This is a genomic window from Cellulomonas chengniuliangii (genome assembly GCF_024508335.1).
GTDB lineage: Bacteria > Actinomycetota > Actinomycetes > Actinomycetales > Cellulomonadaceae > Cellulomonas_A > Cellulomonas_A chengniuliangii.
Window position 1 is genome coordinate 723,375 of sequence record NZ_CP101988.1, and the last position, 21,015, is coordinate 744,389.

Below are 21,015 nucleotides of genomic sequence, written 5' to 3' on the forward strand. Positions count from 1 at the left end.
TTGTGACCGTGAGCTCGAACCGTGCGCGCCACCGCGCCGCGCGCCGCCCCGTGACACCACTGACCGACCTCGCACATGCCGCAACCGAGTCCATAGGCGTTGTCGGCCGCCGGACCGCTGTCGTCGCCGCCACCTCTGGCCTCGTCGTCACCATGATGGGCACCAGCGCCACCGCCGCGAACTCGGGCACCGCTGCCGGTTCGCTCCCCGCCGTCGACACCTCGGCTCTCACCGCCTCGGCCCGCGCGGTCCTCGAGACCGCCCCGGTCGTCACCGCACCGGTCGATGCCGCGTGGTCGTTCGACGCCCCCGCAGTCGAGGCTGTGGCCCCCGTCGTCGCCCCCACGCGTGCCGCCACCCGCGCTGCCGCCAGCACCCAGGCCGTCTCCCGCACGACGGAGCGCGCGGCGGTCGCCGCCAGCTCCGTCCCGCAGTCGGTGGCCGGCAACTCCGTCCTGGAGATCGCGGCGCTGTACGTCGGCGTCCCGTACGTCTCCGGCGGCACCACGCCCGACGGCTTCGACTGCTCCGGCTTCGTGTCCTACGTCTACGGCCAGCTCGGCATCTCGCTGCCCCGCACGTCCGCGGGCATCAAGGCCGCGGGCACCGTCATCTCGCGTGACGAGGCGAAGGCCGGCGACCTGATCTGGAGCCCCGGCCACATCTCGATCTACGCCGGCGGCGACCAGCAGATCGACTCGCCCCGCCCGGGCAAGACGGTTCAGTTCCGCTCCATCTGGCAGAGCGCGCCGGTCTTCCTGCGCATCGGCTGACACCACCTGCACGAAGGGCCTCGGCGACTCAGGTCGCCGGGGCCCTTCGGCGTCTCCACCCGGCGCATCGCCCAGAAAGACTGGGTGAGGGGAGAGGTGCCGCGTACGCTGGTCGCGCTTGCACCTCCCCCACGGGGCACTGGCAGCCAGCCGGGTCCCACTCCGGGCTTAGGAGTCGCCGTGCTGATGCCCACACCTCGCCGGACACTGCTGCTCAACGCCAGCATGGAGCCGCTCTGCGTCGTGAGCCTGCGGCGCGCGGTCAGCCTGGTGATGTCGGGCAAGGCCACGATCCTGGAGTCCGACGGCCGGCTGCTGCACTCGGAGCGCGCGGTGCTGCCCGCGCCCGTCGTGCTGTGCCTGACGCGCTATGTGCACGTGCCCGTTCGCCGCCCGCAGCCGCCCACCCGGCGCACGGTGCTGCAGCGCGACGCGTACCGGTGCGCGTACTGCGGCGGGGCCGCCGACACCGTGGACCACGTGCACCCCCGCTCGCGCGGCGGGCAGCACGAGTGGGCGAACGTGGTCGCGGCGTGCGCGCGGTGCAACCACCGCAAGGCCGACAGGCTGCTCACCGAGCTCGGTTGGGAGCTGTCGTACGTGCCGCGGAGCCCGCGCGGGTCGTCGGTGCTGGTCGCGGGCATCGTCGCGGTCGAGCCCGCGTGGTCGGCGTACCTGGTGGCTTGATCGTCAAGGATCTCTCAAGAACACGTCCAGGATGTCCCGCCGAAAGGTGCGCTGAGGGCATCGTCTGGGGCACACTGGCCGCGTGAGCCACAGGAGGCTGGACCCATGACACACGATCCCACGGTGATGGTGGGGGTGGATGGCTCCGCTGCGAGCCTCCACGCCCTGGACTGGGCAGCGGCTGAGGCGCGAACCCGGGGGCACGCCCTCCGGATCGTCTGCTCGTACTCGGTGCCGTCGTTCACGGCGGCGTCACTCGACGGTGGCTACGCGGCGCTCGACGACACCGCGATCCTCGAGGGCGCACGCGCGGTGCTGCTGGAGGCCAAGGAGCGGGCTCGCGCGGACGGGCCCCTGGACGTGACGGCGACGGTCGCCACCGGTGACGCCACCGGCGTGCTCGTCGAGATGTCCCGCGAGGTGAGCCTCGCGGTGGTGGGGACCCGCGGGCGCGGTGGTTTCGCGGACCGGCTGCTGGGCACGGTGTCGTCGGCGCTGCCGGCGCACGCGTACTGCCCGACGGTCGTGGTGCCGTTGCGCGGCGCCGACGGGTCTGCGGTGGCGGACGACGGCCCGCTGCCCGCCGTGCGGCCGGTGCGCCGCATCGTGGTGGGCATCGACGGCTCCCCGCAGGCGGACCTGGCCCTCCGCCGCGCCATCGCCGAGGCCCGCGCCTGGGGCGCTGAACTGGTCGCGGTGGCGGGCGTGCCCGTGGGCGCCGGGGCGGGGATCCTCGCGTGGATGCCCGCGACGATCGATCACGAGCAGCTGCTCGCCGACGCCGCCGAGGGCCTCAACGTGGTGGTCGACCGCGCACTGGTGGACAACCCGGACATCACGGTGCGCCGCCACGTGCTCGACGGGACCGGCGCCGAGCTGCTCACCGAGTTCTCCTCCGCGAGCGACCTGGTGGTGCTCGGGTCGCGGGGCCGCGGTGGCTTCGCAGGGCTGCTGCTCGGCTCGACCAGCCAGGCCGTGCTGCACCACGCGCAGTGCCCGGTGATGGTCGTGACCAACCGCTGCAAGGACGCGGGCGCCTCCGACGCACCGCAGTGACGCGCGGGACCGGGGCGGCCGGGCGCCCTGCGTGGGCTTAGTCGGCGAGGGCCGGTGGCACCTCGGGGCGGCGCACGAGCGCTGACAGCACGATCGTCGACCTGGTCCGGGCGACGAACGGCTCGGCGGCGAGCCGCTCGACGACGCGCTCCAGGTGGCGCATGTCCCGGGCGCGCACCTGGACCATGAGGTCCACATCGCCGGTGACGGTGCTCGCGGAGACGACCTCGGGGTAGTGCTCGACGGCCGCCTGCATGGTCGCAGGGCTGGTGGAGCCGTGGCAGAACAGCTCGATGAACGCCTCGGTGGACCAGCCCAGCGCCGCGGGGTCGAGCCGCACGGTGAAGCCCCGGACGACGCCGCGGGCCCGCAGGCGGTCGACGCGGCGCTTCACCGCAGGAGCGGACAACGACACCACCGCGCCGATCTCCGCATAGCTGGCGCGGGCGTCCACGGACAGCGCCCGCAGGATCCCCTCGTCGAGCGCGTCGAGGGCTTCTGCCCTGGTCCCGGTCTCGTGCTGCACCCGCCCATGATGTCGTAGATCGACGAGGCGGCCGCGGCGCCCGAATTCGACCCACACAGGTTGCTCCCAGCGACTTCAGTTGTTTCTCCCGGTTGCCGATGGTCTGTGGGTCCAGGAAAGTCGTGCACGACACGAGGGGGCTCAGATGGCGACCGTCCGGCACAAGCACCAGAGGCGACTGGCGACAGTCCCGACCCAGCGGCAGGGGAGCGCCGCTGCCCAGGTGGCGGCGCCCGTCGAGACCCGCCCGGCGTCGTTCGTGCCGCCGCCGCGCATCGACGCCCTCCCGCCGGAGACTGCCGCCCTGCTGCTGCCTGACCTCGCCGGATTGTTCGTGCCGACGGCCGAGCCTCTCGCGGCCCCTCCGCAGACGGCCCCCGGCCCCCGTCAGGCCGCCCCCGCCGCGCGCCCTGGCCGTCCCACGTCCGTGGTGGCGGGCGTCAGCGTGGTGCTGCTGCTCGGTGCTCTCGCAGCCGGCGCGGCGGTGCGCCTGCAGCAGCAGGCGGAGGCCGCGGAGCTCGCCCGGGCGCAGGAGCGGGTGGCGCAGGTCGTGGCCGAGCAGCGGGCCGACGAGCAGTTCTTCCAGGCGCGCGGCGCCGCTGTCGCCCAGGCGGCGGCAGCCGCCGCGCAGGCCGCCCAGGCCGCCGTGGCCCTGGAGGCTCAGGCGCAGGCCCAGGCGGTGCTGGAGGCGAACGCACAGGCCGGTGACGGACCGCGCGCGGCCCTCCAAGAGGCCATGGACACCGTGGCCGCCACCGCGGCGGCCCTCGGCCAGGGGACGAGCCAGACCGACCTGCGGGCGGCCCTCGCCGGGATCGCCGTCCCGCAGCAGGGAGTCGTCGAGGCCCAGGCCCAGTGGCAGGCCGCCGAGGATGCCCGGATCGCGGCAGAGCAGGCCGCCGCGGCCCAGGCTGCTGCCGCGGCAGAGAAGAAGGCCCGGGCGGCCGCTCCGAAGTCGAGCGCGCCCCGGAGCAGCCGTGCCGCGGCTGGCGCAGCAGCGGCCCCGGCCGCCGCTGGCGAGGCGCCCGCGGCCCAGGTCGCCGGCATCGAGGGGTACAGCGTCCAGTCCATCGGTGACGCGCTCAACGCCCACCGCGCGAACAACGGCCTGCCCGCCCTGAGCATCTCGGGCTCGTCGACCCTGAACGCGCACGCCACGGCGATGGCCAGCGAGTGGCGCATCTGGCACGGCGGCAACGACTCGATCGTCGGCTGGGTGCAGCCCGCCAGCTCGACGGCCATGATCAACGCCTACGCCAACTCCTCCGCCCACAACGCGTGGATGCTCAAGAGCGACATCAGCCGGATGTCGATCGGCGCCGTGGTGCGTGACGGCCGGCTGTTCACCGCGATCAAGCTCAGCTGACCGTCCGGCCGCACAGGCCCGGCCGACACGAGGGCTAGCAGAGGGCCTGGCTGAGGGGGTCGAGCGCGAGGTCGAGGTCGTCCGACCCGATGGTGAGGGGCGGGGCGAGGCGGATGGTCGAGCCGTGGGTGTCCTTGGCGAGCACGCCACGCGCCAGCAGCCGCTCGCACAGCTCGCGGCCGGTCAGGTGGGCAGGGTCCACGTCGATCCCGGCCCAGAGGCCCACGCCGCGGCTGCGCTCGATCAGGCCGGCCGTGGCCATCGTCGCGAGGCGGGAGTGCAGGTGCGCGCCGAGGGACCGGGCGCGGGCCTGCGGCTCTCCGGAGCCGAGCAGCTCGATCACGGCCAGGCCCACGGCGCAGGCCATCGGGTTGCCGCCGAATGTGGAGCCGTGCGTGCCGGGGGAGAGGACCTCGATCACGTCCTCGCGGCCCACCAGCGCGCTGACCGGCACGATGCCCCCGCCGAGCGCCTTGCCGAGCGTCATGAGGTCGGGCTGCACGCCCCACAGCTCGCACGCGAACGTGGCGCCGGTGCGGCCCAGGCCCGACTGGATCTCGTCGGCGATGAACAGCACGTCGGCCTCGTCGCACAGGGCGCGCACGGCGGGCAGGTAGTCGACGGGCGGCACCACGACGCCCTGCTCGCCCTGGATCGGCTCGAGCAGCACCGCGACGGTCGTCTCGTCGACGGCCTCGCGCAGCGCGTCCGCGTCACCGTAGGGGACCACGCGGAAGCCGGGGGTGAACGGGCCGAAGCCGTCACGGGCCTCGGCGTCCGTCGAGAAGGACACGATGGTGGTGGTGCGGCCGTGGAAGTTGCCGTCCGCCACGATGATGGTCGCCTGCTCGGGAGCGATGCCGCGCACGTCGTAGCCCCACTTGCGCGCGGCCTTGATCGCGGTCTCGACGGCCTCCGCCCCCGTGTTCATCGGCAGCACCAGCGGCGCCCCGCCACGGACGGCGGGCGCGGCGAGGTGCGCGAGCGCGTCGGCGAAGGGCTCGAGGAGGTCGTGGCCGAAGGCCCGGGACGAGAGGGTGAGCCGGTCGAGCTGGTCGCGGGCGGCCGCGACGAGCGCGGGATGGCGGTGCCCGAAGTTCAGGGACGAGTAGCCCGCGAGCATGTCGATGTACGCGCGCCCGTCCACGTCGCGGGCCCAGGCGCCGGACGCCCAGGCGAGGGTGACGGGAAGCGGCGCGTAGTTGCCCGCCAGCCGGCTCCCTCGAGGGGTGGCGCCGACGCCCGGGCCCGCGACGGCCGTCATGGCACGTCGCGGATCTCGAGCGTGCAGCACTTGGCGCCGCCGCCCCCCTTGAGCAGCTCGGAGGTGTCCACCGGGATGGTCTCGTAGCCGCGCTCGCGCAGCGCGGGCGCCAGGTCGACCGCGCCGGGGGCGACGACGACGTGCCGCCCGTCGCTGACCGCGTTGAGCCCCAGGGCCGCCGCGTCCCGGTCGGTGGCGTGCAGGGCGTCCGGGAACAGCTCGCGGAGCCGCTCCTGGGACGCGGGGGAGAACGCCGGGGGGAAGTACGCGACCTGCGGGTCGGCCGCGTCGCTCTGCAGCACCGCGAGCGCGGTGTCGAGGTGGTAGTACCGCGCGTCCACCAGTTCCAGGGACACGACCTCGTGGCCGGTGACCCGGGCCAGCTCGGCGTGCGCGGAGCGGTCGGTGCGGAAGCCGGTGCCCGCGAGGATCAGGTCGCCGACGGGGAGGATGTCGCCCTCGCCCTCGTTGACCTCGGCGGCGGTGTGGGTGACGAAGCCGCGGTCGGCGAACCACTTCTCGTACGCCGGGCCCTCGGGCGCGCGCTCGGGGTGGCGGAATCGCGCGGAGTAGACGATTCCGTCGACGATCAGGGCGCCATTGGCGGCGTAGACCATGTCCGGCAGCCCGGGGATCGGGTCGATCGTCTCGACCGTGTGCCCCAGGTCGAGGTAGACGTCGCGCAGCGTGCGCCACTGGCTCCGCGCCAGCTCGGTGTCCGTGTGCCGGGTCGAGTCCATCCAGGGGTTGATCTCGTACGCGACGGTGTAGTGCACCGGCTCGCACATCAGGTAGCGGCGCGGGGTCGCGACGCGGGGGGTGGAGGGATCGGCGGCCGGGCTCACGGGCATTCGGGTGCTCCTTCGAAGAGGGTCAGGAGGGTGGCGTCGCGTCATCGGGACAAGGTCACGTCGAGCCTACGAGCCCTGCGTCGACGGAAATGACAGGTCGCGTTGTTGTGGCTGGCGTCTTCGTTGCGTCAACTAGGGGATCTGCGGTGATTCGTTGCGCGGGGCGCGATCTGATCATCGAGAGCCTGCACCATCCGGCGCAGCGCCACCTGGCGGTAGGAGTCGTCGAGCAGCTCCGCGACCTCGTCCCAGTCCACGGGGGCGGCGTCGAGGTCGAGCGCCAGCCAGCCGGACGGCCCGAAGTAGGGCGGCGAGGAGAACCGCGGATCGGCGAGCAGCGCCTCGCGCTCGTCCTCGTCGGGCCTGAGCACCAGGCCGTGCGGGCTGACGTGCGTGCCGAAGACCGCGAAGATCTTGCGGCCCGCCCGGAACGTGGGCCGCCCCCACGACTCGACCTCGGCGGACTCCGGGAAGGCCGAGGTGAGGGCGCGCACCCCGGCCAGCAACGGGTCGCCGTCGTCGTACATGCGCGGGTGCGTCATCACGGCGCCCCGGTCCGGGAGGGGCGCCGGCGGCGCGACGCCCGCACCTCGCGGCCGGCCCGGGCCAGCGCCAGGGCGAGCATCGCCCGCAGCACCGGCGCCACCAGGGCGGCGGCCGGCGCCGGGCCGGCCAGCCGCACGCGCTCCGACCAGGTGGCGCGCGAGCGATGCGGCCCGGCTGCCTCGACCACGATCTGCGACTCGCCGAGCAGGAGGGGCCCCAGCTTGGTGAACACCGCGACGCCCGCGGCGCCCTCGCCAGGCGGGTCCCACCGGTCGATCCGCATCCGGTCGACGATGCCCGGGGCTCCGCGGCGTGCGAGGGGCCCCGAGACCGCCGTGACCATCGCGCCCCGCCGCGGCGGCCCGGGAGGCGCCTCGACCCGCGTCATCGGGATCCATCGCGCATGGTTCCTGGCATCAGTGAGCAGGCGGAACGCCTCGGCGGCAGGGATCGGGAGCATCCGGGACACCGCCACCAGCCTGCCCGGGGCAGCCCTGCCGCTGCCCCGCGCGCCCTGCCTGCCGACCTGCGACGACGACATGCGGGCCCCCTGACGCGTCCTGGATCACCTTTTCCTCACGGTAGCGTCAGGGCCATGGAGACGCGTGTGCTGGGACGGACGGGCAGGTCGGTCGGGGTCGTGGGCCTCGGCTGCTGGCAGCTGGGCGGGGACTGGGGCGAGGTCGCCGACGACGACGCCTTCGGGGTGCTCGACGCGGCGGTGGAGAGCGGCGTGACCTTCCTCGACACCGCCGACGTCTACGGGGACGGGCGCAGCGAGCGCCTGATCGGCCGGTTCCTCGCCGAGCGGGGCGACCGTGCGCACGGGCTGACGGTCGCGACCAAGATGGGCCGGCGCGCCGACCCGCACACCGCCGACGCCTACACCCTCGACGCGTTCCGGGCCTGGACGGACCGCTCGCGCGCGAACCTCGGCATGGACACCCTCGACCTGGTGCAGCTGCACTGCCCGCCCACCGAGGTCTTCCACCGCGACGACGTGTACGACGCGCTCGACACCCTGGTCGCCGACAAGGCGATCGCCGCGTACGGCGTGTCCGTCGAGACGGTCGACGAGGCCCTCGCGGCGATCGCGCGCCCGAACGTCGCGAGCGTTCAGATCATCCTCAACGTGTTCCGCCGCAAGCCGCTCGAGGCCGTGCTCCCCGCGGCCGCCGCGGCCGGCGTCGGCATCATCGCGCGCGTTCCGCTCGCCAGCGGGCTGCTGTCGGGCCGCTACGACGAGAGCACGACGTTCGCGGCCGGCGACCACCGCACCTTCAACCGCAACGGCGAGTCCTTCGACGTGGGCGAGACGTTCGCGGGAGTGCCGTTCGAGGTGGGGGTCGTGGCGGCCCGCGAGGTCGCGGCGCGCACCCCGGAGGGCGCGACCACTGCCCAGCTCGCGCTGCGCTGGATCCTCGACCAGGAGGGCGTCTCGGTGGTGATCCCCGGCGCGCGGAACGCCGAGCAGGCTCGCGGCAACGCGGCTGCCGCCGACCTGTCCCCCCTGGACGTGGGCACGGCCGCCGAGCTCGAGCGGATCTACGACACGTCGGTGCGCGCGCACGTGCACGGGCGTTGGTGAGCGCCTGACCCACCTCTGACCGGGGCGTGTTCGGCCGCCGGACGGGCGAGGCCGCCCGGCCTCACCGAGGGTCGGGGCCGGCCTCGCCCTCCGGCGTGATCTGGTGGGGCCACACGACGCCGCCCACACCTTCGATGACCTGCGGGAAGCGCTCCGGGGCCGGGCCGAAGGCGATCCGCGCGCCCTGCACCACGGGCTTGCCAAGCGCCCTGGCGCCCGCGATCCCCACGGCCGCGCCGATCCCGAAGGGGAGCAGCCGCCCGAAGGCCAGGCCGCTCTGCCGGGCCGCCTGGGTCCGGATCAGCCGCCGAGTCAGCGTCGAGTTGACCCGGCGGATGGTCGACGTCGGCATCCGGGTGAGCAGCGTGCGCGCGAAGTGCGCCGAGCCGATGTGCGCGGAGTCGGCGACGGCCTTCGCGCCACTCTCGCCCAGCACGGTGGCCAGCAGCAGCGCCCGGCGGCGCTCCGCGTCCTGCACCTCGATGCCGTGCACGCTCGCCACCGCGAGCGAGAACGCCGCCGACGTCGCGAAGAACGTCCCCACATCGCTCGCGGTCAGCGCCATCGCCACGCCCGTGCCGATCGCCGGCGCCGCGGCGGCCACTCCCACAGCAGCCCCGGTGCCCTGCACCACGCGCATGTACTCGCGCTCCAGCAGCCAGATGATCTGCTGCGGGGAGGCGTGCGGGTTGCGCCGGCGCAGGCTCTGCACGTGCGCGTGGATGGTCGCCGAGGGGATGGTCACTGCCTTGTCGAGCGCGGCGTCGAGCAACGGCGTCCGGCGCAGGTGCGGTGCGTCGACCTGCTCGGCGGGCCCTACGCCAGAGCCCGCGCCGGATGGCTCCCGCCGTTCGAGGGACGGGGTCATCGGCCGCCGCCCTCGACCGTGAGCTCGACCGTCGCGCCGTGCACGAGGGTGCGGCCCACGGTGCAGTGGCCGTCGACGGCGCGGTGCACGACGGTCAGCAGGCGCTCCCGCTGCACGGCGTCGAGGCTGGAGAGGTCGACCACCAGGCGCTCGGTCAGCGCGGGGTAGCGGTCCTCGTCGGGGTCGCTGGGGCCCTCGACCTCGACGGTCACGGCGACGTCCTCGCCGAGCCGGTGGGCGAGGGCGCTGTCGGCGCTCATGCCGGTGCACCCCGCGAGGGCGATCTTCAGCAGCTCGCCAGGGGTGAACACCGCCCCCGCCTCGACGGGGCCGATCAAGACCTCGGCGCCGCGGGAGCTGCGCCCGGTGTAGGTGCGTCGGCCGGTGCGCTCGACCCAGAGGTCGGCCTGCGGCGCGGCGGGCGCCGGGGTGGTGTGCGGAACCTGCTCGGTGGTCATCCCGCGATCCTGCCACGCACGGCACTGCCCGGCGCGCGAGCGCAGGTCAGGAGCGGCGCTGCCAGTCCCGCACGAACGGCTCGAGCATCTCCTCGGCGCGGATGCGGGCGTCTGCCGGCTCGTGCCCGGTCTCGATCAAACGGCTGGCGGTGAGCACCACGCCGTTGACCAACTCGGCGGTGGTCTGCGGATCCGGCAGGCCGAGCTCGGTGAGGGCCCCGACCAGGGGCAGCAGCAGCGCGTCGTGCATCTCCCGGCTGCCGCGGGCCAGGGCGTCGCCCGGGGCGATCTCGGTCAGCGCCCGCGCGACGGCGTGCTCGCCCGAGGCCACCAGCTCCAGGTTGGAGCGCAGGTAGGCGAGGACCTGCTCCGCCGGGTCGTCAGCCTCGTCCATGGCCTGCTGCACTGTGGTGGACCACCGCGGGAAGACCTCGGTGACCAGCGCGGCCATCAGGTCGTCGCGCGAGGCGAAGTACTGGTACACGCTCGACCGGGCGAGCCCGGCCCGGGCTCCCACCGCCGCGAGGGTCGGCGGCGCGTCGGGCCGCTCGACGAGCAGTGCGTGGGCGGCGTCGAGGAGGGCCCGGTGCTGGGCCGCGCGGTGCTCTGCCACCGTCGCAGCCTGGATCTTCGGCACGGGCCCTCCTCCTCGCAGTCGTCCGGCTCAGGCGCTCGGACGGGATCCCGCCGACAGCGTGCCGTCGATCATCTCGAGCACGCGGTCGCAGTGGAGCAGGATGTCATGGTCGTGCGTGACCATCACAGTCGCGACACCGGACTGGCGTGTCTCGCGGGCGAGCAGCTCGACGATCTCCTGGCTGCGCGCGCGGTCGAGGGCTGACGTCGGCTCGTCCACCAGCAGCAGCGACGGGCCGCACACCAGCGCTCGGGCGATGCCGATGCGCTGGCGCTCGCCGCCCGACAGCTCGTGCGGGCGCCGGCCCAGCTTGCTGGACAGGCCGACCTCGTCGAGCAGCTCGCGGGGGTCGCGTGCCGGCTTGCCGCCGCGCATGTGCAGCGCGAGGCGGAGCTGGTCCTCCGCGGTGAGCGCGGGCACCAGGTTGCCCGACTGGAACACGAAGCCGATGTGCTCGAGGCGGAACCGGGTGCGCTCGCGGTCCTTCATCGCGCCCAGGTCCTGGCCGTCGATGAGCACCGTGCCGGAGTCCGGCGTGGTGAGCGCGCCCGCCACGGCGAGCAGGCTCGACTTGCCGGAGCCGGACGGGCCCACCACGGCCACGAGCTCGCCCGGGCTGACGGTCATGGACACGTGGTCGAGGGCGGTGATGGTGCTGTCCCCGTCCCCGACGGTCAGGGTCACGTCGGCCAGCACGAGGCCGCGCTGCGTGTCCGAGGGGCCGGTGGAGCCAGCGGATCGGGTGTCGGTGCTGGTCATCGCTGTCCTCCGAGTGCCTTGAGCGGGTCGACCTTGGCGATGCGGGCGATCGCGAACGCGGCCCCGATCAGACCCAGGCCGATGAGCAGGACGAAGGCGAGCCCGATGGCCGGCGCCTCCAGTGCGAACGGCATCGAGGTGCCGGTCAGCAGTGCTCCCATGCCCAGCCCGACGGCCACCCCGGCGACCGTCGAGACGAGCAGCACGATGAACGCCTGCGCCAGGCCGTCGCGCATCAGGTAGCCGGTGGATCCGCCCATGGCGCGCAGCACGGCGATCTCGTGGCGCCGCTGGATCGTCCAGACGGTGAAGAACGCGCCGACGACGAGCGCCGAGATCGCGTACAGGAACACCTGGATGAGCATCAGCGTCGAGGTCTCGGCCGTGTAGCCGGGGGAGGCGCCGAAGGAATCGGTGAGCGTCATGCTCGCGGTGCCGACTGCCTTGTCACCGGCCGCGAGGTCGATGCTCTGGCCATCGGCGGCCTGCAGCGCGATGGCGCTGGCCTCGGTGTACGCGTCCGGGCGGACCTCCTCGCCGGCCGCCGAGCCGGAGTGGATCTCCTGCCAGGTGGTGAGCGGCAGGTAGGCGACGTCGACGTGGCCGAAGGTGTGCTGGTTGCCGGTGCTGCCGATGATGGTCAGCTCTGTGCCCACCCGGTCGACGGTGACGGTGTCGCCGATCTCGAGCCCTTCGCCCAGGGCGGTCTCGCTGACCACGATGCCGTGCGGGTCGCCCAGGCCCTGGCCCTCGGCTGCGTCGGGCTCGAGGAACGAGCCGGGCACGACGCCGAACAGCGCGAGGTCCACGGGGAGGTCGGTCGAGCTGTGCGCGTTGATGAGCATCGAGCCGAACGGCTCGGCGGCCGCCACGTCGGGGCGGTCGGCCCAGGCGTCCACCTGGGCGAGGTCGACCACGCTCCGGGAGAAGGCGGAGTCGGTCTTGGTGCCCTCGGCGAAGGCGAAGGCGTCGACGGGCTGGGCCTTGAGCCCGGAGACGCCGTCGTTCACCAGGCCGGAGGAGAGCCCGGAGAGCATGACCATGAGCACGGCGATGAGTGCGACCACACCTCCCATCAGGCTGAAGCGCGATCGCGCGAAGCGGAGCTCGCGGAGTGCGAGGAACATCTCGGACCTCTCGTCGGGATGCGCCGGACGGCTTGCCGACGCCTTGTCGGAATCATAGCAACACGGTGTCGGGAAGTCGGCCTGCGGTGTCGAGGGCGCCTCGATTGACCCGGCCTCACTGTCGGCGGGTCGGTCGCGACACGGCGCGAACTACGCAAAGCCCCCAGATGTCCCACGCAGTGAGACGGCGTGCCCATCAGTTGGGCACCATGGCTGTGGGTGGAGCACAATCTGTGGCCATGAGCACCCCACGAGGAACGCACGCGTCGCGACTGGCCAAGCGCCACGTCGTGATGATGTGTTGTCAGCTCCTCGTCGCGTGCCGCTGAGCCCAGCGATCGACCGCTAGGCCTCCGCCGCCCCCCAGGGGGCGCGCCGCACCCTCACTCCGCCAGGCCCGTGGCCTGCGCCCGAGGGCCCGCACCGAATCCGCACCCCAGCTCGTCGCACCCCTCGGGGTGGGCGCCGTGGGCTGCACCCACCGGAAGGAACACCTCCATGCTCCGCACCCTCGCCCGCACCCTTGCCGCAGCATCGGCGGTCGCCCTGCTCGCGGCATGCGCCGGCACGAGCGACGCGGCCAGTGACGCCGGAGACGCCTCCGAGGTCGTCCGGATCGGCGTCGTCGGCGCCAGCGACGACTACTGGAAGGTCTTCACCGACGCCGCCGCCGAGGAGGGCATCGAGGTCGAGCTGGTCAACTTCACCGACTACACCCAGCCCAACCCGGCGCTCTCGCAGGGCCAGCTCGACCTCAACCAGTTCCAGCACCTGCAGTACCTGGCCCAGTACAACGTCGGGACCGACGAGGACCTGACGCCCATCGGCGCCACCGCCGTCTACCCGCTGGGGCTGTACTCCAAGAAGTTCACGTCGGTCGACGAGATCCCCGCGGGCAGCGAGATCGCCATCCCCAACGACCCCACCAACCAGGCGCGGGCGCTGCTGGTGCTGCAGGACGCCGGGCTGCTGAAGCTCAAGGACGGCGGCACCTCGGTGGCGATCCCGGCCGACATCATCGAGGCGGAGTCCACGGTCACCGTCACGCCGGTGGACGCGACGCAGACCGCGGTGGCGCTGAACAGCGTCGCGGGCTCGATCATCAACAACGACTTCCTCAAGGACGCCGGGCTCGCGTCCACCGACGCCCTCTACCAGGACCAGGCCGACAGCCCCGGCGCCCGCCCGTACATCAACATCTGGGTCGCCCGGGCCGAGGACAAGGACAACGCCACGTACCTCAAGCTCGTCGAGGTCTACCAGACGCCCGCAGTGCAGGAGGGCTTGCTCGAGAACTCGGGCGGCACCGCGGTGTTCGCGCACCAGAGCGGCGCCGAGCTGCAGGGCTACCTGGCCGACATCCAGAAGGCCGTCGCCGCCCAGGGCTGACCCCCCAGCCCTGCGGCGCCGACCCCGACGGCGTCGCACGGCACGAGCAGCCCGGCAGGGGTCCCCGCCCCTGCCGGGCGGCCTCGCCCCCCGACCCCCCCAGGAGGACCAGAGCATGAGCGCGATGATCACGTTCGAGCACGCGACGAAGGTGTTCGGCAGTGGCGGCACGGCCGTGCGCGCCGTCGAGGACGTCAGCCTCGAGATCCGGCGCGGCGAGGTCTTCGGGGTGATCGGCTACTCGGGCGCCGGCAAGAGCACCCTCGTGCGGCTCATCAACGCCCTCGAGCCCGTCACCTCCGGGCGGGTCGTCGTCGACGGGCATGAGGTCAGCGCCCTGGGGGAGGGCGAGCTCCGCAAGGTCCGCGCCGGGATCGGCATGATCTTCCAGCACTTCAACCTGCTCGCCTCGCGCACCGTCGCCGGGAACGTCGGCTACCCGCTGCGCGTGGCCGGCTGGTCCAAGGAGCGCCGTGCGGCCCGGGTCGCCGAGCTCCTCGAGTTCGTCGGGCTGAGCGACAAGGCGCGGCAGTTCCCCTCGCAGCTCTCCGGCGGGCAGAAGCAGCGCGTCGGCATAGCCAGGGCGCTCGCGGCCTCGCCTGCGGTGCTGCTCGCCGACGAGGCGACCAGCGCGCTGGACCCCGAGACGAGCCGGGACGTGCTGGCGCTGCTGCGGCGGGTCAACCGCGAGCAGGGCGTCACCGTCGTGGTCATCACGCATGAGATGGACGTGGTGCGCAGCACCTGCGACCGGGTCGCCGTGATGGAGCGCGGCCGCGTGGTCGAGGTGGGCGACGTCTACTCGGTGTTCTCCGAGCCGCAGGCGGACGCCACCCGCCGCTTCGTGGCCACCGCGTTGCACGACCGGCCCGACGCGGAGGTGCTCGCACGGCTGCGGCACCGGCACCGCGGGCGCATCGTCACCGTCGGGGTCCGGGACGACGGCGGCTCGGGCACGCTGCTGACGCGCGAGCTGCGCGAGCACGGCGTCGACGGGTCGATCATCTACGGCGGCATCTCCGAGATCGACGAGCGCCCCTTCGGCAGCCTCACCTTGGAACTGGTCGGTGACGACTCCGCGATCGACCGACTGCTGGCCTCGCTGCGCCGCACCACCGACGTGGTCGAGCTGACGGAGGCACGATGAACCGCGACTGGAGCGTCCTGCTGCCCATCCTGTGGGAGTCGTTGGGCGAGACGCTGTTCATGGTGTCTGTGACCCTGCTGGTCGGCGGGTTCGCAGGGCTCGTCCTGGGGCTCGCGCTGTACACGACCCGCAAGGGCAACCTGTTCTCCAGCGGGCCCGCCTTCGCGGTGCTCAACTTGCTGGTCAACATCGTGCGGCCCATCCCGTTCATCATCTTCATCACCGCGATCGCCCCGCTCACCCTTGCGGTGGTCGGCACCACGATCGGCACCGAGGCGGCGATCTTCCCGATGGCCTTGATGGCCACGTTCGCCACCTCGCGGATCGTCGAGCAGAACCTGGTGGCGCTGGACCCCGGGGTGATCGAGGCCGCGCGGGCGATGGGCGCCTCGCGGCTGCGGATCGTGGCCACCGTGCTGGTGCCCGAGGCCTTGGGCCCACTGATCCTGGGCTACACGTTCCTGTTCGTGGGGATCGTGGACATGTCGGCGATGGTGGGCGCCATCGGCGGCGGTGGGCTCGGCGACTTCGCGATCGTGTACGGCTACCAGCGCTTCAACTGGCAGGTCACGCTCGTCACGGTCGTGGTGATCGTCGGCATCGTGCAGCTCGCGCAGTGGCTCGGGAACACCTTGGCGCGGCGCGTGCTGCGGCGGTGACCAGCGGGCGCCTCGCCGCGCACCGCCTGGGAAGGTAGTGCCTGCGGTAAGGCGGGGGTGGGGCAGGCCCCACACCGGACCGGGCAGGCGGCGTCATAGTGGCGCACAGGCCTCGCGAACCATGCTGAACGGGAGCGAAACGACCCGTCCGGCACGGTTATCCAGGAGGTCTCATGTCCGAGCAGCCCCGCACCAAGCGCACCGCCCACCACCGCCCTCCCACACGCATGTCGGCGCTCGTGATGGCATGCGCGTTCGCCGCCGGCGCCGCCGTGGCGGTCCCCGCCGCCGCGTTCGCCGGTGACCAGGACCGCCGGCACGGTCACGGCGGGAAGCCCCGCGCCGACGTCGTCCAGCAGGCGATCGACCGGTTCGTCGAGGAGGACGGGGCCCCCGCCGCGCTCGCGGCGGTCACCGACCGCAAGGGCCGCGAGCGCAACCTCGTCGCCGGCGTGGGCGACCTGGCCACCGGCGCCCCGGTGCCCGTCGACGGGCAGGTGCGCATCGGCAGCAACAGCAAGACGTTCGTCGCCGCGGTGGTGCTGCAGCTCGTCGGCGAGGGCGCGATCGACCTCGACGCGCCGGTCGAGACCTACCTGCCCGGGGTGGTGCGCGGGCCCGTGGACGGCAACGACATCACCGTCCGGGACCTGCTCCAGCACACCAGCGGCCTGGGCAACTACACGGACGGCGCGCCGTTCCTGGGCGTCGACGCCGACGGGCAGCCTGTGCCCACCCTGACGGCGCTCAAGGACTGGTACGTCGAGCCCCACGAGCTGGTCGCCCTGGGGCTGGCCCGGCCCGCGGCGCCCGAGGGCGAGTGGGCGTACAGCAACACGAACTTCGTCCTCGCCGGCCTGATCGTGCAGAAGGCCACGGGCCGCCCGCTGGCCGAGGCCATCACCGAGCGGATCATCGAGCCGCTGGGCCTCACGGACACCTACGTGCCTGGCCGGGGTGAGCGCCCTCTGCGCGGCGAGCACCCGAAGGGGTACCACGCCGAGCCGATCGGCTCCGAGCTGTTCGAGCACACCGACATCGACTCGTCCACCGGGTGGGCGGCCGGTGACGTCGTCTCCACGCCGAGTGACCTCAACACCTTCTTCCAGGCGCTGCTCGGCGGAGCGGTGCTGCAGCCTGCCGAGCTCGAGCAGATGAAGACCACCGTCCCGATGACCGGGGCGCCCGAGAGCATGCGCTACGGCCTGGGCCTGATGTCCACCGACCTGAGCTGCGGCGGTCTCGCGTGGGGCCACGGCGGGGCCAGCCCTGGCTACCAGGTCGAGGGAGGCGTCTCCGAGAGCGGCGACCGTGCCCTGACGGTGGCCACCACGGCCCTGCACTTCGTGCTCGGCCCGGAGGCGCAGAGCTCGCTCGCGCAGGGGATCCCCGCGCTCGTCGACACGGTCCTGTGCTCCTGAGCCAGACGCGCGACCGCTCGAGCGAGCCCGCCCGAGCAACCCCGAGCCACCCGCACGCGTGACCCGCCCCACCCGGCGCCTACCGAGGAGGAACCATGTCCCGCCAGCACTCTCGCCCATCGCACCAGCCGAACTCGCCGGTCTCCATGCAGCGCGGTCCGCGCCGTGTCCCGAAGGGTCGTGCGCTCGCGGTCGTGGGCGCGCTCGCCGCGGGGGCGCTGCTCGCGTCCCCCGGCGTGGCCGTCGCCGGGGGAGGGCCCGGCCACGGCGGCCCGGGGCACGGCAAGCCGCGCGTCGACCGCGCGCAGCAGGCCCTCGACCGGCTGGTCGGCGAGGACGGGTTCCCCGCCGCGCTCGCCGCCGTCACCGACGCCCGCGGTCGCGAGCGGAACCTCGTCGCGGGGGTGGGGGACCTGGAGACGGGCGGGCCGGTCCCCGTCGACGGGCAGGTGCGCATCGCCTCGACCAGCAAGTCGTACACCGCGGTGGTGGTGCTGCAGCTCGTCGCCGAGGGCGCCGTCGACCTGGACGAGCCGATCGAGACGTACCTGCCGGGCCTGGTGCGGGGGGCGGACTTCGACGGGCACGGCATCACCGTGCGGCAGCTGCTCAACCACACCAGCGGGCTGCCCGAGTACACGAACCGTCTGGGCGGCGCCTTCGAGGCCCGGACCTGGTACCTGTCGGCGCGCGACCTGCTCGACCTCGCCCTGGCCCAGCCGCGCCAGTTCCCGGCCGGCGAGACCTGGGGGTACAGCAACACGAACTACGTGCTCGCAGGGCTGCTCATCGAGAAGGTCACGCACCGGCCGCTCGAGGAGGCCATCACGCAGCGGATCATCGAGCCGCTCGGGCTCACCGAGACGTACGTGCCCAATCGCGGGGAGATCGAGATCCGCGGCGAGCACCCCCGCGGGTATGACGCGGAGGTGATGTTCAGCGGCGACCTGGCCGACATCACCGACATCGACTCGTCGCTGGGCTGGGCCGCGGGGGAGATCGTCGCGACGCCTAGCGACGTCAACCGGTTCTACACCGCGCTGCTCGACGGCAAGCTGCTGCCGCCGGCCGAGCTCGAGGCGATGACGACGACCCTGGCGCTGCCCGAGGGCGCCTTCATCCCCGGGGTCGAGTACGGGCTCGGTCTGATGAAGTTCCCGCTGAGCTGCGGCGGGGAGGCGTGGGGGCACGGTGGCTCGATCCAGGGGTACGGGACCCGCAGCGCCGCCATCGAGGACGGGCGCGCCGCATCGGTCGCCGTCACGGCGCTGCCGCAGGCCCTGCGCGGCGACGAGGCGTCAGCGACCGCCGCCGCCCAGCACGTGCTGGAGGCGATGGACACCGCGCTCTGCTCATAGCACTCCCGCTCATGGGCGCGACGTCGTGCCCGTGAGGTGACGCTCCGGTCGATCGCCGACCGGCCCGCCGTCTGGCCCGGCCACCGCCCCCCGGTGGCCGGGCCAGACCCATGCCGCCGGGCTCGCCGCCCGGGTCGAGCGATCCAACAGGCGGCTCACAGGCTGCGCTGGGGATCACCCCAGGGCGCTGCCAGACGGTGGGCTCACCGCGTGAGCGGTGACCCAAGCAACCTGACGGGAGCGTCGATGTTCCTCACCTACCTGCGCCGCGAGCTGGCGCAACGCCGCAAGCAGACCTGGCTCGTGGCCCTCGGGCTCGGCCTGGCGATCGCCCTGGTCATCACCGTCACCAGCGTGACGGCGGGGATCGGCAAGGCCCAGGACGAGGTCCTCGCCTCGATCTACGGCGTCGGCACCGACATCACCGTGACGAACCGGCCGCAGATGCCGGGCGCCGAGGGCGGGGGCGGCCCCCAGCAGTTCGACTTCGATCAGGGGGCCGACAACGGCTCCGGGGGCGCGACGTTCGCCCAAGACAGGCTCGAGGTCGCCCGCGGCTCCTCGACGATGGACGCCGCCGCGGTGGACCAGGTCGCCGGGATCGACGGCGTGGCCTCCGTGGCAGGGTCGCTGAGCCTGAGCAGCACGAGCTTCTCCGGCGAGGTGCCGGACATGGGCTCCATGCCCGAGCCGGGCTCGCGGCCCGAGGGTGGCACTGGGGAGGGCGGCCAGCCTGGCGGCGGCTCGTTCAGCATCGACAGCATCAGCGTCGAGGGCATCGACCTGGTGAACGACGCCGTCGGCCCGCTCACCTCGGCCACCCTCGACGAGGGCCGCGCGCTCGACGCCGCCGACTCCGGCGCCCAGGTCGCCCTGGTCGACTCCGCCTACGCCACGGCCAACGACGTCGCCCTCGACGGGACCGTCACGCTCGGCGGCACGGACTTCACCGTCGTCGGCATCGTGTCCTCGAGCTCGTCCTCCGCGACCACCGCCGCCAACGTGTACATCCCGCTCGACACGGCCCAGACCCTCGCCGACCAGGCCGGACAGGTCAGCACCCTCTACGTGCAGGCCGACTCCGCCGACGTCATCAGCGAGGTGCAGTCCGCCATCGAGACCGCGCTGCCCGACGCGACCGTCGCCACCGCAGCGGATCTGGCCAGCAGCGTCTCCGGCTCGCTGTCCAGCGCCTCCGACCTCGCCGGGACCCTCGGCACGTGGCTCGCGATCGTGGTGCTCGTCGCGGCCTTCGCACTGGCCATCCTGTTCACCCTCTCGGGAGTCGGGCGCCGGGTGCGCGAGTTCGGCACTCTCAAGGCCCTGGGCTGGCGCAGCCGCCGGGTCGTCGGCCAGGTGATGGGCGAGTCCGTGGCCCAGGGCCTGCTCGGCGGGCTCGTCGGCCTCGTCGTGGGCCTCGGCGCGGTCCTGGCCATCAACCTCATCGCGCCCGAGCTGTCCGCGAGCCTCGGCGGCGGTGGCGGCATGCCCGGCGGCCCCGGCGGAGACGGCGGCGGCCCGATGGGCGGCGGCGGGATCGGCGGCGGTCCCATGGGCCAGGCCGCCTCCGCGGTGGCCGTCACCCTGCAGGCGCCCGTCACCGGGACCGCGGCGCTGCTCGCCGTGGCGCTCGCGGTGCTGGGCGGGCTGCTGGCTGGAGGCCTGGGCGGCTGGCGTGCGGCCCGGCTGCGACCGGCGGAGGCGCTGCGCAGTGTCGCCTGAACCTGTGTCGACCGAACCCGTGTCGACCGACCCCGCACCCGTCCGCCCGTCTGTTCCTGCTCCGGAAGGCTCCCCGATGTACGAGCTGCGCGACGTCACCAAGCGCTACACCCAGAAGAACCGCACCGTCGACGCCCTGCGAGGGGTGAGCCTGTCCATCGCGGAGGGGGAGCTCGTCGCGATCCAGGGCCCGACAGGCGGCGGCAAGTCCACCCTCCTGCAGCTGCTCGGCGCGATGGACCGGCCCACCTCCGGCTCCGTGACGCTCGACGGCCTCGAGCTCGCCGGTCTCAGCGAGGCGGCGGGCGCCGACGTGCGGGCCCGCACCGTGGGCTTCGTGTTCCAGGGCTTCAACCTCATCCCCACCTTGACCGCGCAGCAGAACGTCGAGACGGGCCTGGTCCCGCTCGGTCTCGGCGCCGCCGAGCGGGCCGAGCGCGCCGCTCAGGCGCTCGCCGATGTGGGCCTGGCCGAGCGTGCCGCCCACATGCCCGACGAGCTGTCCGGCGGCCAACAGCAGCGCGTCGCCATCGCGCGGGCACTGGCCAAGAACCCGCGGGTCCTCTTGGCCGACGAGCCGACCGGCAACCTCGACGAGCGCACCCGCGACGAGATCATGGCGATGATCGAACGCCTCTGGCAGGACCAGGGCCTGACGATCGTCATCGTCACCCACGACTCGTGGGTGGCGCGCCGGGCGCCGCGGCGGCTGTGGATCTCCGACGGGGTCGTCACCGACAAGACGGACGGCCGGGCCCCGCGCGAGCCGGCAGCGACCGCCCGGTGAGGCGCGCGTCGGTGGCCCGTCCTAGC

At 73.5% G+C, this 21,015-nt stretch carries 22 protein-coding genes; 12 read left to right on the forward strand and 10 right to left on the reverse strand.

The features are described 5' to 3' along the window. Nucleotides 1–2: 2 nt before the first annotated feature. The 3 genes from NP064_RS03465 (at nucleotide 3) to NP064_RS03475 (ending at nucleotide 2,516) form a co-directional block, all read left to right on the forward strand. Nucleotides 3–773, forward strand: coding sequence for a C40 family peptidase (locus NP064_RS03465; RefSeq protein ID WP_227567903.1), 771 nt, complete (start codon nucleotides 3–5; stop codon nucleotides 771–773). 186 nt (nucleotides 774–959) lie between these two features. Then, nucleotides 960–1,460, forward strand: coding sequence for an HNH endonuclease (locus tag NP064_RS03470; protein WP_227567902.1), 501 nt, complete (start codon nucleotides 960–962; stop codon nucleotides 1,458–1,460). Between the two features lie 105 nt (nucleotides 1,461–1,565). After that, on the forward strand, nucleotides 1,566–2,516 hold the full coding sequence (locus NP064_RS03475) for a universal stress protein (protein ID WP_227567901.1): 951 nt from the start codon (nucleotides 1,566–1,568) through the stop codon (nucleotides 2,514–2,516). Nucleotides 2,517–2,553: 37 nt separating this feature from the next. On the opposite strand, the gene NP064_RS03480 is transcribed toward NP064_RS03475, so the two are convergent. Then, the gene (locus tag NP064_RS03480; protein WP_227567900.1) at nucleotides 2,554–3,042 is read right to left on the reverse strand and encodes an Lrp/AsnC family transcriptional regulator; all 489 of its coding nucleotides are present in this window, start codon (nucleotides 3,040–3,042) and stop codon (nucleotides 2,554–2,556) included. A 145-nt stretch (nucleotides 3,043–3,187) separates the two neighbouring features. On the opposite strand from NP064_RS03480, the gene NP064_RS03485 reads away from it, so the two are divergent. After that, nucleotides 3,188–4,408, forward strand: coding sequence for a hypothetical protein (locus NP064_RS03485; protein WP_227567899.1), 1,221 nt, complete (start codon nucleotides 3,188–3,190; stop codon nucleotides 4,406–4,408). A gap of 34 nt (nucleotides 4,409–4,442) precedes the next feature. Here NP064_RS03485 and rocD read toward each other — a convergent pair whose 3' ends face one another. The 4 genes from rocD to NP064_RS03505 all read right to left on the reverse strand — a co-directional run bounded on the left by rocD (nucleotide 4,443) and on the right by NP064_RS03505 (nucleotide 7,610). After that, a complete protein-coding gene (rocD, locus tag NP064_RS03490; RefSeq protein WP_227567898.1) occupies nucleotides 4,443–5,672 on the reverse strand; it encodes an ornithine--oxo-acid transaminase in 1,230 nt (409 codons plus the stop codon). Beyond that, nucleotides 5,669–6,523, reverse strand: a complete 855-nt coding sequence (gene ddaH / locus NP064_RS03495) for a dimethylargininase (RefSeq protein ID WP_227567897.1) — start codon at nucleotides 6,521–6,523, stop codon at nucleotides 5,669–5,671. The genes rocD and ddaH overlap by 4 nt, the downstream gene beginning before the upstream one ends. Nucleotides 6,524–6,651: 128 nt before the next feature. Further along, nucleotides 6,652–7,065, reverse strand: coding sequence for an MmcQ/YjbR family DNA-binding protein (locus NP064_RS03500; RefSeq protein WP_227567896.1), 414 nt, complete (start codon nucleotides 7,063–7,065; stop codon nucleotides 6,652–6,654). Continuing rightward, nucleotides 7,065–7,610 (reverse strand): SRPBCC family protein, encoded by a 546-nt coding sequence (locus NP064_RS03505; RefSeq protein ID WP_227567895.1) that lies wholly within the window; start codon nucleotides 7,608–7,610, stop codon nucleotides 7,065–7,067. Before NP064_RS03505 ends, NP064_RS03500 begins: the two co-directional genes overlap by 1 nt. 54 nt (nucleotides 7,611–7,664) lie before the next feature. Between NP064_RS03505 and NP064_RS03510 the strand changes: the two genes are divergently transcribed. After that, nucleotides 7,665–8,657 (forward strand): aldo/keto reductase, encoded by a 993-nt coding sequence (locus tag NP064_RS03510; protein ID WP_227567894.1) that lies wholly within the window; start codon nucleotides 7,665–7,667, stop codon nucleotides 8,655–8,657. Between the two features lie 61 nt (nucleotides 8,658–8,718). Here the strand turns inward: NP064_RS03510 and NP064_RS03515 are convergent, their stop codons facing one another. From NP064_RS03515 to NP064_RS03535, 5 genes are read right to left on the reverse strand one after another with little or no spacing between them, the layout of a single operon-like run. Further along, on the reverse strand, nucleotides 8,719–9,525 hold the full coding sequence (locus tag NP064_RS03515) for a hypothetical protein (protein WP_227567893.1): 807 nt from the start codon (nucleotides 9,523–9,525) through the stop codon (nucleotides 8,719–8,721). Beyond that, nucleotides 9,522–9,983 carry an OsmC family protein gene (locus NP064_RS03520; protein ID WP_227567892.1) on the reverse strand — a complete coding sequence of 154 codons (462 nt, stop codon included), beginning with the start codon at nucleotides 9,981–9,983 and terminating at the stop codon, nucleotides 9,522–9,524. Before NP064_RS03520 ends, NP064_RS03515 begins: the two co-directional genes overlap by 4 nt. A gap of 46 nt (nucleotides 9,984–10,029) precedes the next feature. Beyond that, entirely contained in the window at nucleotides 10,030–10,620 is a 591-nt protein-coding gene (locus NP064_RS03525; protein ID WP_227567891.1) for a TetR/AcrR family transcriptional regulator, read from the reverse strand. A 27-nt stretch (nucleotides 10,621–10,647) separates the two neighbouring features. Continuing rightward, nucleotides 10,648–11,379, reverse strand: coding sequence for an ABC transporter ATP-binding protein (locus NP064_RS03530; protein ID WP_227567890.1), 732 nt, complete (start codon nucleotides 11,377–11,379; stop codon nucleotides 10,648–10,650). After that, nucleotides 11,376–12,506 (reverse strand): ABC transporter permease, encoded by a 1,131-nt coding sequence (locus NP064_RS03535; protein ID WP_227567889.1) that lies wholly within the window; start codon nucleotides 12,504–12,506, stop codon nucleotides 11,376–11,378. The genes NP064_RS03530 and NP064_RS03535 overlap by 4 nt, the downstream gene beginning before the upstream one ends. A gap of 498 nt (nucleotides 12,507–13,004) precedes the next feature. Here NP064_RS03535 and NP064_RS03540 point away from each other — a divergent pair, with 498 nt between their 5' ends. The 7 genes from NP064_RS03540 to NP064_RS03570 all read left to right on the forward strand — a co-directional run bounded on the left by NP064_RS03540 (nucleotide 13,005) and on the right by NP064_RS03570 (nucleotide 20,989). Next, nucleotides 13,005–13,895, forward strand: a complete 891-nt coding sequence (locus tag NP064_RS03540; protein WP_227567888.1) for a MetQ/NlpA family ABC transporter substrate-binding protein — start codon at nucleotides 13,005–13,007, stop codon at nucleotides 13,893–13,895. Between the two features lie 115 nt (nucleotides 13,896–14,010). After that, complete coding sequence (locus tag NP064_RS03545) at nucleotides 14,011–15,042, forward strand: methionine ABC transporter ATP-binding protein (protein WP_227567887.1); 1,032 nt, start codon at nucleotides 14,011–14,013, stop codon at nucleotides 15,040–15,042. Further along, nucleotides 15,039–15,701, forward strand: coding sequence for a methionine ABC transporter permease (locus NP064_RS03550; RefSeq protein ID WP_227567886.1), 663 nt, complete (start codon nucleotides 15,039–15,041; stop codon nucleotides 15,699–15,701). Before NP064_RS03545 ends, NP064_RS03550 begins: the two co-directional genes overlap by 4 nt. Nucleotides 15,702–15,874: 173 nt before the next feature. Then, nucleotides 15,875–17,122: a serine hydrolase domain-containing protein gene (locus NP064_RS03555; RefSeq protein ID WP_227567885.1), complete on the forward strand. Its 1,248-nt coding sequence runs from the start codon at nucleotides 15,875–15,877 to the stop codon at nucleotides 17,120–17,122. A 95-nt stretch (nucleotides 17,123–17,217) separates the two neighbouring features. Beyond that, nucleotides 17,218–18,480: a serine hydrolase domain-containing protein gene (locus tag NP064_RS03560; protein WP_227567884.1), complete on the forward strand. Its 1,263-nt coding sequence runs from the start codon at nucleotides 17,218–17,220 to the stop codon at nucleotides 18,478–18,480. Between the two features lie 210 nt (nucleotides 18,481–18,690). Beyond that, entirely contained in the window at nucleotides 18,691–20,202 is a 1,512-nt protein-coding gene (locus tag NP064_RS03565) for an ABC transporter permease (protein WP_308015912.1), read from the forward strand. A 76-nt stretch (nucleotides 20,203–20,278) separates the two neighbouring features. Beyond that, entirely contained in the window at nucleotides 20,279–20,989 is a 711-nt protein-coding gene (locus NP064_RS03570; protein ID WP_227567883.1) for an ABC transporter ATP-binding protein, read from the forward strand. Nucleotides 20,990–21,015: the final 26 nt, after the last annotated feature.

Bases quoted from the DNA above. Each gene is read 5' to 3' on its own strand.
- NP064_RS03470 (WP_227567902.1), top strand. From the start codon at position 960: ATGCCCACACCTCGCCGGACACTGCTGCTCAACGCCAGCATGGAGCCG.
- NP064_RS03475 (WP_227567901.1), top strand. From the start codon at position 1,566: ATGACACACGATCCCACGGTGATGGTGGGGGTGGATGGCTCCGCTGCG.
- NP064_RS03485 (WP_227567899.1), top strand. From the start codon at position 3,188: ATGGCGACCGTCCGGCACAAGCACCAGAGGCGACTGGCGACAGTCCCG.
- rocD (WP_227567898.1), bottom strand. From the start codon at position 5,672: ATGACGGCCGTCGCGGGCCCGGGCGTCGGCGCCACCCCTCGAGGGAGC.
- ddaH (WP_227567897.1), bottom strand. From the start codon at position 6,523: ATGCCCGTGAGCCCGGCCGCCGATCCCTCCACCCCCCGCGTCGCGACC.
- NP064_RS03500 (WP_227567896.1), bottom strand. From the start codon at position 7,065: ATGACGCACCCGCGCATGTACGACGACGGCGACCCGTTGCTGGCCGGG.
- NP064_RS03505 (WP_227567895.1), bottom strand. From the start codon at position 7,610: ATGTCGTCGTCGCAGGTCGGCAGGCAGGGCGCGCGGGGCAGCGGCAGG.
- NP064_RS03510 (WP_227567894.1), top strand. From the start codon at position 7,665: ATGGAGACGCGTGTGCTGGGACGGACGGGCAGGTCGGTCGGGGTCGTG.
- NP064_RS03515 (WP_227567893.1), bottom strand. From the start codon at position 9,525: ATGACCCCGTCCCTCGAACGGCGGGAGCCATCCGGCGCGGGCTCTGGC.
- NP064_RS03520 (WP_227567892.1), bottom strand. From the start codon at position 9,983: ATGACCACCGAGCAGGTTCCGCACACCACCCCGGCGCCCGCCGCGCCG.
- NP064_RS03530 (WP_227567890.1), bottom strand. From the start codon at position 11,379: ATGACCAGCACCGACACCCGATCCGCTGGCTCCACCGGCCCCTCGGAC.
- NP064_RS03535 (WP_227567889.1), bottom strand. From the start codon at position 12,506: ATGTTCCTCGCACTCCGCGAGCTCCGCTTCGCGCGATCGCGCTTCAGC.
- NP064_RS03540 (WP_227567888.1), top strand. From the start codon at position 13,005: ATGCTCCGCACCCTCGCCCGCACCCTTGCCGCAGCATCGGCGGTCGCC.
- NP064_RS03545 (WP_227567887.1), top strand. From the start codon at position 14,011: ATGAGCGCGATGATCACGTTCGAGCACGCGACGAAGGTGTTCGGCAGT.
- NP064_RS03550 (WP_227567886.1), top strand. From the start codon at position 15,039: ATGAACCGCGACTGGAGCGTCCTGCTGCCCATCCTGTGGGAGTCGTTG.
- NP064_RS03555 (WP_227567885.1), top strand. From the start codon at position 15,875: ATGTCCGAGCAGCCCCGCACCAAGCGCACCGCCCACCACCGCCCTCCC.
- NP064_RS03560 (WP_227567884.1), top strand. From the start codon at position 17,218: ATGTCCCGCCAGCACTCTCGCCCATCGCACCAGCCGAACTCGCCGGTC.
- NP064_RS03570 (WP_227567883.1), top strand. From the start codon at position 20,279: ATGTACGAGCTGCGCGACGTCACCAAGCGCTACACCCAGAAGAACCGC.